The organism is Neobacillus sp. CF12 (assembly GCF_030348765.1).
In the GTDB taxonomy this organism is placed as follows: Bacteria; Bacillota; Bacilli; order Bacillales; family Cytobacillaceae; genus Neobacillus.
In genome coordinates this window covers 4,674,138-4,687,453 of the sequence record NZ_JAUCEU010000007.1, presented here as the reverse complement: position 1 = coordinate 4,687,453, position 13,316 = coordinate 4,674,138, and the positions used below count along the sequence as shown (strand labels likewise).

General features: G+C 39.0%; 14 protein-coding genes. 1 reads left to right on the top strand and 13 read right to left on the bottom strand.

The window, feature by feature from the left end:
- Position 1 precedes the first annotated feature (1 nt).
- The 9 genes from QUG14_RS22200 to QUG14_RS22160 all read right to left on the bottom strand — a co-directional run bounded on the left by QUG14_RS22200 (position 2) and on the right by QUG14_RS22160 (position 7,836).
- A complete protein-coding gene (locus QUG14_RS22200; protein WP_289342625.1) occupies positions 2–184 on the bottom strand; it encodes a hypothetical protein in 183 nt (60 codons plus the stop codon).
- A 200-nt stretch (positions 185–384) separates the two neighbouring features.
- Positions 385–786, bottom strand: coding sequence for a cbb3-type cytochrome c oxidase subunit I (locus QUG14_RS22195; RefSeq protein WP_289342624.1), 402 nt, complete (start codon positions 784–786; stop codon positions 385–387).
- A 131-nt stretch (positions 787–917) separates the two neighbouring features.
- Positions 918–1,760: a DUF1028 domain-containing protein gene (locus QUG14_RS22190; RefSeq protein ID WP_289342623.1), complete on the bottom strand. Its 843-nt coding sequence runs from the start codon at positions 1,758–1,760 to the stop codon at positions 918–920.
- A gap of 66 nt (positions 1,761–1,826) precedes the next feature.
- Positions 1,827–2,375, bottom strand: coding sequence for a ribosome hibernation-promoting factor, HPF/YfiA family (gene hpf, locus QUG14_RS22185; RefSeq protein ID WP_289342622.1), 549 nt, complete (start codon positions 2,373–2,375; stop codon positions 1,827–1,829).
- Between the two features lie 253 nt (positions 2,376–2,628).
- On the bottom strand, positions 2,629–3,168 hold the full coding sequence (locus tag QUG14_RS22180) for a ComF family protein (protein WP_353961089.1): 540 nt from the start codon (positions 3,166–3,168) through the stop codon (positions 2,629–2,631).
- A gap of 173 nt (positions 3,169–3,341) precedes the next feature.
- Positions 3,342–4,829, bottom strand: coding sequence for an ATP-dependent helicase ComFA (locus QUG14_RS22175; RefSeq protein ID WP_289342620.1), 1,488 nt, complete (start codon positions 4,827–4,829; stop codon positions 3,342–3,344).
- A gap of 169 nt (positions 4,830–4,998) precedes the next feature.
- Complete coding sequence (locus QUG14_RS22170; RefSeq protein ID WP_289342619.1) at positions 4,999–5,838, bottom strand: DegV family protein; 840 nt, start codon at positions 5,836–5,838, stop codon at positions 4,999–5,001.
- Positions 5,839–5,964: 126 nt separating this feature from the next.
- Positions 5,965–6,645 (bottom strand): response regulator, encoded by a 681-nt coding sequence (locus QUG14_RS22165; protein ID WP_289344209.1) that lies wholly within the window; start codon positions 6,643–6,645, stop codon positions 5,965–5,967.
- Positions 6,646–6,690: 45 nt separating this feature from the next.
- Entirely contained in the window at positions 6,691–7,836 is a 1,146-nt protein-coding gene (locus QUG14_RS22160; protein WP_289342618.1) for a sensor histidine kinase, read from the bottom strand.
- A 261-nt stretch (positions 7,837–8,097) separates the two neighbouring features.
- Between QUG14_RS22160 and QUG14_RS22155 the strand changes: the two genes are divergently transcribed.
- Positions 8,098–8,733: a YigZ family protein gene (locus QUG14_RS22155; protein ID WP_289342617.1), complete on the top strand. Its 636-nt coding sequence runs from the start codon at positions 8,098–8,100 to the stop codon at positions 8,731–8,733.
- A 61-nt stretch (positions 8,734–8,794) separates the two neighbouring features.
- Here the strand turns inward: QUG14_RS22155 and QUG14_RS22150 are convergent, their stop codons facing one another.
- From QUG14_RS22150 to rfbB, 4 genes are all read right to left on the bottom strand, one after another.
- The gene (locus QUG14_RS22150; RefSeq protein WP_289342616.1) at positions 8,795–9,859 is read right to left on the bottom strand and encodes a glycosyltransferase family 4 protein; all 1,065 of its coding nucleotides are present in this window, start codon (positions 9,857–9,859) and stop codon (positions 8,795–8,797) included.
- Positions 9,860–10,003: 144 nt separating this feature from the next.
- Positions 10,004–11,077, bottom strand: coding sequence for a glycosyltransferase family 4 protein (locus QUG14_RS22145; RefSeq protein ID WP_289342615.1), 1,074 nt, complete (start codon positions 11,075–11,077; stop codon positions 10,004–10,006).
- A 363-nt stretch (positions 11,078–11,440) separates the two neighbouring features.
- The gene (gene rfbD / locus QUG14_RS22140) at positions 11,441–12,286 is read right to left on the bottom strand and encodes a dTDP-4-dehydrorhamnose reductase (RefSeq protein ID WP_289342614.1); all 846 of its coding nucleotides are present in this window, start codon (positions 12,284–12,286) and stop codon (positions 11,441–11,443) included.
- A complete protein-coding gene (gene rfbB / locus QUG14_RS22135; protein WP_289342613.1) occupies positions 12,287–13,309 on the bottom strand; it encodes a dTDP-glucose 4,6-dehydratase in 1,023 nt (340 codons plus the stop codon).
- Between the last annotated feature and the right edge of the window lie 7 nt (positions 13,310–13,316).

Sequence of the window (13,316 nt, the reverse complement as noted above, 5' to 3'; positions counted from 1 at the left end):
TTTATTGAGATGGGTTCATAAGCTTCTTGTTCAAAAACTCATTGATTTCGTCCATTGTTTCAAAATTTCTACCTTGGATCTCCTCCAATGCTTCCTGCAGGACTTGTTCTGTCGGCATTGGGCCTTGCGCAAGATTATGTGGGAAACTCGTTAATTGATTGTCACTTTTACTTAAAAAAACCAACGCTCTATGCAGCTTCTATGCATTATTTACTCACTTTGTTTAACCATATTCATCCACATATGCAGAAATGGATGACGAATTAGAGGAAGATATAAGAACCATTATTGAAATGTCCTATGAAGAATAAAGCTATTGTATATCTGGTAATAAAAAAATGCACACATGATTTCATTGTCCGAAATCATGTGTGCATGCTGGTTTTAAAGTGATACGTTCTTATCCGAATGGTGTGTTGAATCTTTTCCAACGTATTTAAAAACATTGACCATAAATAAAATAACACCAATCACTACTGCTAATGAACCAATGATGGTTGGTGGAAGCGCTGCGGAAACACCTAAGACTTGTAGGGCAATTCCTCCCAACATTACTGGTACTCCGATATTGTGTAGCCAGAATTGAGTTTTAGCCAGTTTAGAATTCGCTGCATTTGGATAAAAGTGATAAATAATTCCGAATAACGCCATAGATACCCAACCTAATAAATTTACATGGGCGTGAACAGATGTAAAACGGAAATCATGGATAATCCCCATAGTCAAACCCGCCAAGACCCCAATCGTAAAATAAACAGTTGCTACTTTTAAATACGCTTTTCCCACTTTACTCCTACCTCCATTTATTAAAAATTACAACTATTATACTATATTTCAAGTAAATAACAATATTACCATTATATATATAGTACTTTATTCACAAAAAAACCTCCTAAATGATTAGGAGGATGAATAACCTATGATTTTTTCATAAACTCTAGAACTTCTAAATCAATGAATCCAGAACTCTGTTCTCTCATTTCAAAGTTTTCTGTATGAATATAAGCGGTTAAGGCTTTGACTATCTCGTCGTTGTTTTGTGACTCACTACTAAGGTAGGACAATCTTTTCAGATGGGTAAGTAACTGTGTTTTTATTTCTCCTTCGATCTTCGTAATTCTTTCTGGCTTTGAAGGCGCAAAATATAATTGCTGGAGTTGATAAATTCGTATCAGTTCTTTAATAGGGTCTGGATGATCGTCTACCCTTAAATCAATATAACGGTCATTAAAACCACCGTAACCACCCTTTTCTTTAACGATATACAGCGCAGCAGACTGCTTCCCCCTGCTATCGCCTCCTGCTCCTTGCCCCGCGTCTAATGCAGAAAGGAGCCTGTCTGCGAGGGTTCCGTTGGTTTCTGTAAATACTCGCGCCATGGCTTGTACGGTTTTTTCATCCACCAATATATTACCCTGCGCCGCAAAATGGGTGCCTGTCACCCCGCCTGCCCAATCATAACAGGCCATACCTGTAAAGGTAGCAGCATTCCCTCTGGAATCAATCAGTCCCACCTGGCGCATTTCCCTATCTGGATCGTCGGCAAGCAGCAATTCCAGTGTTTCTTGTGCTGACTTCCCTTGTTCCATCAACTCAAGAGCTTTAGGGCCATATGCGGTATTGGCATAGGACTGAGTCGCAACAGCCCCAGCGCCGGCCTTTGCCCAAGGAACTACTGCACCTACCCCTAGAAATTTTGATTGAACAGCAATGCCCCATTCTTTTTCAACTGGATCAAAACCTACGATGGAAAATGTCATAAAAAACCTCCTGCTTCTCAAAAAAAACGCAGCTCCGATTTCTCGAAAACTGCGTCTTGTATTTTATTAATGTGTTTCAATTAAGCCATAACGGCCATCTTTACGCTTGTAAACTACGTTTGTACGGTTCGTATCAGAGTTGTTGAACACGTAGAAATTATGTCCTAACAGATTCATTTGTAGAATCGCTTCTTCACTGTCCATAGGCTTAAGATCGAAGCGCTTTGTCCGAACTAGCTCTAGATCATCTTCATCTGTTTCAACCACGTCAGTGTTTTCAGAAGTTGCAAATGTAACCGGGAAATCACCCTTTTCACGGAATTTACGATTTACCTTTGTTTTATGCTTACGGATTTGACGCTCCAGCTTGTCTGAAATAAGGTCAATGCCCGCATACATATCAATATTTGTTTCTTCTGCTCGAAGGACTAGATTAGGCAGAGGAATTGTTACCTCTACTTTTGAAGTTTTATCTTGATTGAATCTTAAATTCACATTAACCTTTGCTTCAGGTGCTTCTGTGAAATATCGTTCCAATTTTGAAATCTTCTTTTCAACGTAATCTCTAATTGCTGGAGTTACCTCAATGTTTTCACCACGAACGTTATAATTCATTTGTGGACTCCTCCTTTATATTCCTATGTAAATACATTTCTATTTTACCCTATGATTATCCTGCTAAATCAGAACAAAAATTTTGTCGATAATTTGACAAAAACACAGGGGAAATAGTGACAATCAATTTCTACACCTATTCAGCCTCTTTCATTCTTTGTTACACCCTAAGTCTATAGTTTTCAGGAACAAATTACCACTTTTTAGTCTTAAGCATAGCTTACAAGGGGGTAATATTATATTAAACAAAGGATTATCGTGCGAGCGTTAAGGATTGTATCCTTTCTGCTCCTGATTCTTTCAAAAGCTTTGCTGCATGTCTAAGGGTGGAACCGGTAGTATAGATGTCATCCATTAGAAGTATGTCTTTCCCTTTTATTTCAAGTTGCTGCGAAATTTGAAAAACCTGTGGGATGTGGATTCGCTCCAATCTCGATTTTTTTGATTGCTTCTCCAAGTGTATCCTGGTAAGAAGATTGGCGGGGATAACCCCCGCTTCTATTAACAATGCTTCCGCTTGATTAAATCCTCGTTCATAAAGCCGCTCATTACTTAAGGGAATAGGAACAAGTAAATCTGGTTTTACCTTTTTTATGAACTCCTTTACAGACTCTGCAAATACTTTCGCCAATACATAGTCACCACGGAATTTATATTTTGCCATCACTTCCTTGAAAAAATCATTATAGAGGAAGATTGAGTGATTTGCATCGAGATATCCCTTCCATTCAGGGTCCTCCTCCCACCGTTCGCAGTCAAAACACAAGTCACCGCACCGAAATCTTTCACCCAAAAATTGAAACATCCGACAGCATATTCTACATTTATCTCCCTCAACTTTTTCAAATTTCCCCTCACAATCTGGGCAAATTCTCTGTTCCTTTTCTTCTGAAAAAATAGCTCTCCACCCAATTATAGGTATAATCAATTCATGGCATATCAGACATTGTAATGAGGGAAATAGATTCATTTGTCAATTAGCCCCTTTCGCGTTCCTTCCTGATTCATAGTTGTAATTTGTTTTCTTGCCTTTAGCATGGCATCTGTTTTTCCATAATGAAAAAATGTCACAACACCATCAGGATAATCCTTACTCCTTCCAGCCCTTCCTGCAATTTGAACTAGAGCGCTTTCGGTAAAAATATCATCCTCTGCCCCAATTACGGCAACATCTATATTGGGAAATGTTACTCCTCGTTCTAAAATGGTTGTTGTCAGCATAAAGGGAATTTCCTTGTTTCGCATTTTTTGGACCTTTGCTTTTCTATCTGAGTCCTCTGCGTGAACTGCTTCAATATCGGGGGCTAGTAATTGAAGGATGGGGAGCGCTTTTTCCATTAGTCCTATATGTGGGAAAAATAGCAAAGCTTGTTTGTTGTGCGTAAGTCGTTCTTTTATCCACGTGAGAATAGTTGCAGGGAGTTTGTCCTTTTTCAATACTTTCTGCCAATTGCCACACCATGTAAAGGTAGGAACAGGCAGCGGATGACGATGGAATCTAGCCGGGATCGTGGTGAATGCCCTTTTTCCTGTTCGACACTCCCTTTGCCATTTTTCATTAGGTGTCGCTGTCAGGTAAATCATTGCTGATTCTGATTTTCTAGCATGCACAGCGGCATGCTGAAGTGATTCCTCCACCGTATACGGAAAGGCATCCACTTCATCTAAAATAACGGTGTCAAAGGCATGGTAAAAGCGAAGCAGTTGGTGTGTGGTTGCAATTGTAAGCGGGGCATAAAGATGGCGATCCTCACTTCCACCATATAGGGAAGCAACACTTAATCCTGCAAAGGCAGCTTTCAGTCTCGGAGTCAGTTCGAGGACAACATCGGTTCTTGGTGTCGCAATACAGACTCTTTTTTGGGCAGCAAGAGCAGCCTCTATTCCTGCGAAGAGAACCTCCGTTTTCCCAGCTCCACAGACAGCCCAAACTAGCAGTTCAGTCATGTTCTGTATTGCCTCTGCTACTCTATTTGATGCGGCTTGTTGACCATCAGATAATTTCCCCTTCCACTGTAGGATTTTTTCAGGTAAGTGATGCTTGGGGGCTGGACCATTCCAACCGAGCAAAGGGGTACAGGCACTGATTCTCCCCATCATCAAGCATTTACGGCAATATAGGCATCGTTCTCCGCACTGCGAGCAGGGAAACTGTGCAAACCAAATCGCTTCTTTGTTCCCACAACGAGAACAAATAGGGTGATTTCTGTTATATTCAATTCCTTTTCGATAGGTAACATAACCATTTTCATAGTGAGTTTGGATTTCTTCGAGAGTATGGGGCAGATTGTTTAGGATAAGTTGTTTACCGGAAAGAAGTGTCTGTAAATCTGGATTAAAGGGGAAGTTTGGATTGAGTAATGGTTGTGGAATGGTTTGGATTTGGGAAATTGGTAATGAGTTTTCTTTGCCTCTAATTGGAATTAAACGACCATCCTTTACAAGGAATCGCAAGAAAAAGCCACCTTTCTAGATAATTGATTCTCCTAATAACATTCTATGGAACTTTCAACATAAACTGTCAGTATTCCTGCAAATCATCAATTAATATTTATTTACATAGAAGTAAAAGTTCACTATCTATTCAAAAAGTCAGGCAACCTACGCCTGACTTCTCTATTGTCTATTTCCTCATCCATCCAAGTCCCATGGCCCCTTCTCCTAAATGAGTCCCAATAACGGGACCGAAGTAGCTTATGAGGAATTCTACATTGGGATACAGCGTTTCAAGTTCGGACTTCCATTCTAGTGCTTCTTCTTCGCGGTTAGCATGGATGATAACAGCTTGATAAGGCTTACCGCTGGCAGCGTCTTCTCCTAATAAGTCGACAATCCGTTTCATTGCTTTCTTTCTGGTACGAATTTTTTCAAAAGGAACGATGACCTTGTTTTCAAAGTGAAGAAGTGGCTTCACTTGAAGCAAACTGCCAATGATTGCTTGGGCACTTGATAGACGGCCGCCTCGCTGCAGATGGGACAAGTCGTCCACCATAAAATAGGCACGAGCGTTTTTTTTCAATTCCTCAAGCCGTGACATGATTGCAGCAGCTTCTTCTCCATTTTGAGCCATTTTTGCAGCCTCGACAGCATAAAACCCCTGTGGCATGCAGCTGATTTCCGAATCAAATGGATAGACTTTAATACTTTCTACCATGGTACTAGCCGTTACAGCACCAGCAAAAGTACCGCTGATTCCACTTGAGAGGTGGATGCTGATGACAGCATCATAGTCTTTAGACAATCTCTCATACAACTCAACAAACTGACCGATTGGAGGCTGCGAGGTGGTTGGAAGTTCGCTATCTTTCACCTGTTGATAAAATTGGGCTGCTGTTATATCAACTTCTTCCTGATATGCTTCATTTTTGAAGATGACATTTAACGGGATCATATGTATATTCCATTTATCACGTAGTTCTTTCGGTATGTATGCTGTACTATCCGTAACAACGGCAGTTTTCATAATTGGAACCATCCTTAAATATATGTTTTTTTCTATTTTATATGAAACAGAATGAAAATGCATTTTTTAATAAAAATGAAAAGGGCACTGCCCATTTCCAGAGCGTGCCCTCGTGTATTTCTTTTATTATCGAACTTCTACCCAGCCGTTTTTAATTGCAGTAACAACGGCTTGCGTACGGTCGTTAACATTCATTTTTTGTAAAATATTACTTACATGGTTTTTAACTGTTTTTTCACTGATAAATAATGCTTCCCCGATTCCGCGGTTACTCTTACCATCAGCAAGCATTTGCAGTACTTCGCATTCGCGGCGGGTTAACAAGTGCAGCGGACGACGCAGTTCAAGCGTTTGAACAAATGCTCCACCGCCAGTTCGTCCAGCGGTCAGTTTACGATATTCATTCACTAGGTTATGCGTTACCTTTGGATGCAGGTAGCAGCCGCCTTCGGCCACGACTTTAACTGCCTCAATCAGAGCATCCGCATCCATTTCTTTTAATAAATATCCTCTAGCACCCGTCTGAAGTGCATGCGTTACATAATTTTCATCATCATGGATTGATAAGATAATTATTTTCGTTTCTGGGAATTTTTCAGATAGCTCACGTGTAGCCTCAATCCCGTTCATTTGAGGCATATTAATATCCATAATCACTACATCCGGATTATACGTATTAACGATCGTTACAGCATCATTGCCATCATCACCTTCGGCAACAACTTGGAATGCCTTTTCAAATTCTAGAATTCGTTTAACCCCTTCTCTGAATAGCTGATGGTCGTCGATTATAGCAATCTTTGTCATCATTTATTTCCCCTCCTGCTCCACTGTAATCATTTTTGGTTTTTTTTAAGACGGTAATGGAACAACAATAAATACAGATGTCCCTCTCCCAATTTTAGATTCAAACGTAATATGTCCTTCAAGAAGCTCTACCCGTTCTTTCATCCCGATGATTCCGAATGACTCGGGTTTTTTTTGCGTGGTATCAAAACCAGTTCCATTATCCTTGATTAAAACAGTTAGTTCTTTTTTTGTCATTTCAAGTCTTACTTTTATTTCGCAGGCATTGGCATGTTTTAACGCATTTTGAACAGATTCTTGAATCAACCGGAAAATTGCAACTTCATATTTAGTCGGAAGCCTGCGTTCTAAACCGATGGGAATGAACTCAATTCTCGACTTGTTATGATATTCTTCGATGGTTTGTAAGTATTTTCTGAGGGTAGGCACTAGGCCTAAATCATCAAGTGCCATCGGACGAAGGTCATAGATGATTCTTCGTACCTCATAGAGAGCGGATCGAACCATCTTTTTAAAACTGCCAATCTCTTTAAAAGCTTCCTCAGGACCTTGCTCCCGATAAACACGATCTACTAAATCGGATCGCATAATCACATTGGCAAGCATTTGTGCTGGTCCGTCATGAATATCTCTAGACAGCCGTTTTCTCTCTTCTTCCTGTGCTTCAATAATCTTCAAGCCAAAGTCTTGTTTTGCTTTTGCGTTCTGTAATTCTTCACCCATTAGTTTTAAATCACTCATGAGATAATTCATAACGACAGATATCTGCGATATGAGCTGGTCTGCACGGTCAATCGTTTCATCTAAGCCCAATAGCCTGCGCTCGAGGTCAGCACGTTTATCCAAGAGTTGCTTTTTATATTGCCAATTAATGGACAAGTCCATCTGCAGCTGATGAGCCTTTTCATAAGCCTCCCTGACCTCAACTTCTGTGTATGCTTTAAAATTCATACTAAGCTCAGAAAGTGTTAATCTAGCCTTAAGGACCTGTTCCTGTAAGCGTTCCTCTTCGGCAATCAATTTTACCATCATCTCTTTAATGGTTCGGAGTTCACTTGTCATATTATCGTAATCTTTTCTGCATTGCTCACTTATCTGAAAGATATCACTTTTACTGCTAGTGACGGTTTCAATCATCTCTTCACGGATTTCATCAATTGATTTAACATTAATCTTCTGAATTTTCGCCATGCTCTCCTCCAGAGACCTTTTTTCTAGTTTAACTCCTATTGGAACATTTTACTATATCTAGGTATTAAACCAAAAATTTTCCCAACTTCCTAGTTCATAAGTAGTATAATGTTTGGTAGAAAAAAACTACCTTTTAAAAACAGAGAGTTTTACACTATTTAAACATGATTTATTATAACACGGGAAAATTACTTGTATATTAAAGTTATATTACACCAATATTTTTTTTGTATATCTATAGAAGCAATGGAGGGGAATACTATGCTATCTCGATATTTTACGGCTAGGACAGAAGTAGGAGAACATGAAATTATTATTCAAAAATCAAGATTTATTGCCCATATAAAGAGAGCAGAAACAGAACTTGAGGCCCAAGAATTTATCCAAGTACTAAAGAAAAAATACTGGGATGCTTCACATAATTGTTCCGCCTATATCATTGGAGAACATGATCAAATACAAAAGGCAAATGATGACGGCGAACCAAGTGGAACAGCTGGTGTACCGATACTTGAAGTATTAAAAAAGAGAAAACTTAAAGATACTGTCGTCGTAATTACCCGCTACTTTGGAGGGATTAAATTAGGAGCAGGAGGATTGATACGTGCCTATGGGAAGGCAACATCAGAGGGCTTAGATACAATCGGAATCGTTGAGAGAAGACTCGTTCAGGTAATACATGTAACTATTGATTACACCTGGCTAGGGAAAGTAGAAAGAGAACTTAGGGATTCAGATTATATAATCAAAGAAATTCAATACCTTGAGTCCGTTCAATTGGCAGTATATGTGAATGAAGAACATGCAAATATGTTTTGTGATTGGATGGTTGAACTGACAAATGGAAAGTGTGAAATTAAAAAAGGTGACTTAGAATATCTTGAGGCAGACATCTAAGTAGAACTAACAAAGCAACTGACTCAAAAGCCGCCATGGTATCTTTTGAATCAGTTGCTTTTTATGATCGATTTTTTGCAGTGGATATTTTAAAGATACGCATTATTTTTAATAAAGGATGAAAGTCATTCCCCATTAAGCCAATTTTCTCAGCAATATACTCCATTAACAAAACGAGTAATCCGATTAAGAGCACGGCAACACCGATTCTTGCCTGAGAATAAATAACAGCTACTAATCCGAATAATGCCGCCATCGCATAAATCATTAACACAGTTTGTCGGTGAGTATATCCAAGCCTGAGTAAACAATGGTGCAAATGAGATTTATCCGGCTCAGACAATGGTTGATTATTAACAATTCTTCGGATGATTGCAAAAATTGTATCCGTTATAGGCACTCCTAGTATGATTACTGGAATGACAAACGAAATAAACGTTACATTTTTATAACCTAAAAGGGATAGAACGGAAATAATAAAACCTAAAAACAAAGCCCCTGTGTCACCCATAAAAATGCTGGCAGGATGGAAGTTATAAAAGAGAAAACCCAAAGTCCCCATTAACACAATCGTACCGACTGCAACAACAAACAAATTTCCTTGAATGAGCGCCATACCCGAAATCGTTACTAATGCGATTGAGGATACACCTGCAGCAAGTCCATCCAAACCATCAATCAGGTTTATCGCATTCGTGATTCCAACAATCCAGAGTATTGTAAATGGGATACTTAAGTACCCAAATTCAAGTTGACCCCCGAAAGGGAGATTAATAAAAATTACTTGGAGGTCTCCTAAGAAAACAACCGTAAAAGCAGCCGCTAATTGACCTAGGAGCTTAACCTTAGCAGAGAGTTCAAACAAATCGTCACATATTCCAGTCAGAACAATAATGAAACTGCCTATGAGAATGGCGATTGAGGCCGGGTTTATAGGTTGCAATATCAACATTCCAACAATAAAGCTGATAAAGATGGCTAATCCGCCAAGCCTTGGCATCGTCGATTGATGAACCTTACGCTGATTCGGCTTGTCCGTTGCACCTATAACGACAGCAAACTTTTTTATAAGTGGAGTAATAAGAATGGATATGATAAAACATACTATCAAGGTAAAAAACAGCATAGAGACCCTCCTCGATAGTATCTTGTCCATAAAAGCAAAATTGAAAACAACGTAAGTGTAGTAAAAAACAGGAAATTTTTTCGTGTTTAATTTTATCAACAAAAAAAGCCTAAAACAATGTTTTAGACTTTTCTATGAATATAGCTATCTATTTCTTACGTTGACCGGTTTAAGTCCTTTTAGGAACTTTAGGAGTGGCTTATAATCCTCGCGAATGAGGCCTATGCTTTCTACTACTAACTCTATCGTAATTAATAGTGCTAAGATGACTATAATTGAACCCCAAACGGTTGATTGTGAAAATACAAACGCAGCCAAACCGAAAAGTGCAGCCATTGCATAAATTAATAAGACCGTTTGACTATGTGTAAATCCTAATTTCAACAAGCAGTGATGAAGATGTGATTTGTCTGGTGCTGATAACGGCTGCTTGTTTACGAGCCTGCGGATGATCGCAAAAAACGTATCAGAAATTGGCACACCTAGAATAATAACCGGGATAATTAATGAGATAAATGTTACATTTTTATATCCTAGTAGTGACAGTACAGCAATTATATATCCTAAGAACAGGGCACCCGTATCTCCCATAAAGATTTTTGCAGGGTGAAAGTTGTAGAATAGGAAACCAATTGTACTTGCAGCCACGATTAACGCCATAATCGTAACATATTGGTTACCCATTACCATTGACATTCCTGCGATTGAAAATAAGGCAATCGAGGAAACACCGCCAGCTAAACCATCTAGACCATCAATTAGATTAATCGCATTGGTAATTCCAATAATCCAAATCATCGTGATTGGGATACTTAAGTAACCAAAGTCGATAATCCCACCGAAAGGAAGGTTGATAAATTCTACCTTCAAGCCGCCATAGATGACAACAACGGCCGCTGCCGCAATTTGACCAAAGAGTTTTACCTTTGGCGAGATTTCCTTCACATCATCCACCATACCCGTTAAGATGATGATGGCTGCGCCAATAATAATGGACCAATGAAATTCTCCATACATTAAATTACCTGGCTCACTGATTAGTGTTCCAATAATAAAGCTTAGAAATATTGCTAATCCTCCAAGTCGAGGCATAATACGTGAGTGAACTTTTCTTTGATTCGGTTTATCAGTTGCACCAATTTTGAAAGCTAGTTTTTTAACAAGCGGTGTGAGTAGTATGGACGCAAAAAAACAGATAGCTAGAGTAATATAAAGCATATGCCCCTCCAAGTTTTACGTATCTATATTTTTATTACTTTAATAGTCTGATTGAAGTTGATATAAACGTATCCTAATGGATTATAGCATAACCCATAATAGAAATAAACTAGGATTTCCGACAATTATCTCCCTTTAATAGGAATGAAACATAAATGCAAAATACGTTAACACCAATGTAATAAGAATGAAAGCGAATACGCTCATAAGAAAAATCATTCACTTCTATGACAAATTACAACATTTTATTTTCCCACTGATATAGACGGTGACCGATTGGGGAAAGTTACATTTTTGTTCTTTCTTTCACAAAATTTATTTTTAAAATGAAATTACCCCTTTCTAAGCGAAAGGGGCATTACACTATTTGTTTGATTCAGCTAAGTATGCAGCAAGTGCTTCTTTCCAATCACGAAGTGGTGTTAGTCCTTGCTTTTCAATCATTTTCTTGCTTAAAACTGAATATTTAGGACGTGCTGCTGGACGTGGAAATTGGTCACTTGTTAAAGGATTCACCTTTACATCCATTCCGGCCTGCTTAAAGATTTCTACCGCAAATTCATACCATGAGCAAATACCACTGTTTGTGGCATGATATACGCCATATTTATCTGTCTCCATTATTTCAACCATGAACTTGGCGAGATCTACTGTATAGGTTGGCGAGCCAACCTGATCATGAACGACTCCGACTTCTCCTCGCTCTTTGCCGAGACGAATCATCGTTTTAACAAAATTATTTCCATAAACCCCGAACACCCAAGCGGTACGAACAATAAAAAATTCATCTAAATGCTTTTGCAAAAGCTGTTCACCAGCCAACTTTGTTCTTCCATAAGCCCCAAGAGGTTTTGTTGGCTCATCTACCTCATAAGGCTCAGTAGCGGTACCATCAAAGACATAATCTGTGCTGACGCAAAGCATTTTCGCACCAGTTTGTTTGGCTGCTTTTGCTAAATTTTCTGTACCAATTGCATTGATTTGATAGGCTACATCTTCGTTTTCCTCGGCAGCATCCACATTCGTATAAGCCGCACAGTGCAGAATGACGTCAGGCTTCACTTCATTAATATAAGCGATAACATCCTCTTCAATCGTAATATCTAATTTCTGCCGATCTGCTCCAAAAGCTTGATGATTCTGACGCTCCAGTTCCAAGAGAACATCCTGCCCTAATTGACCTGCTGCACCCGTTACAACAACCTTCATTTATTCTACTCCTAATCTATCGCCATATTGAGACTTAACATAATCCTGGTATTCACCAGAAATGATATTTTCCCACCATTCGCGGTTATTGAGATACCAGTTAATCGTTTGCTCAATACCTGTATCGAAATTATATTTCGGTGACCAGCCAAGCTCAGTACGAAGCTTTGTTGCATCAATTGCATAACGGCGGTCATGACCAGGACGGTCCGTAACAAATTTCATTAGTGATTCTGGCTTGTTCAGATGCTTTAGAATCGTTTTAACGATTTCAATATTCGTACGTTCATTATTACCGCCGACATTGTACACTTCGCCATTGCGTCCTTTGTGAAGAACCAAATCAATTGCTTGACAGTGATCCTCAACATGAAGCCAGTCACGAATGTTCAGTCCATCTCCATAGATTGGCAGTTCCTTATCATTCAATGCATTGATAATCATCAATGGAATGAGCTTTTCAGGGAAATGGTATGGACCATAATTATTGGAGCAGCGTGTAATATTTACAGGCAGACCAAATGTTTCATGATAAGCACGTACGAGCAGGTCTGAACCAGCCTTACTTGCGCTGTATGGGCTGTTAGCAGCGAGCGGCGTTTCTTCAGTAAAGTATCCTGTTTCACCTAATGTGCCGTACACTTCATCCGTTGATACTTGCAAGTACTTTGTAACACCGAATGTTTTTGCCGCATCTAGTAATGCAAGGGTTCCTTGGATATTCGTTTGAACAAAAATACCAGGATCTGTAATACTGCGGTCAACATGGGACTCAGCAGCAAAGTTTAATACATAATCGAACTTTTCTTCTTGAAAAAGACCGTTAATAAATTCGCGATCAGCAATATCTCCACGAACAAATTTATAGTTAGGAGCATTTTCAATATCCTTAAGGTTTTCAAGATTTCCAGCATACGTCAATAAATCAAGGTTAACGATAGTGTATTCAGGGTATTTGTTTACCATATAACGGACAAAATTACTGCCAATAAAGCCAGCTCCGCCTGTAACTAATAACTTCATATTTGCT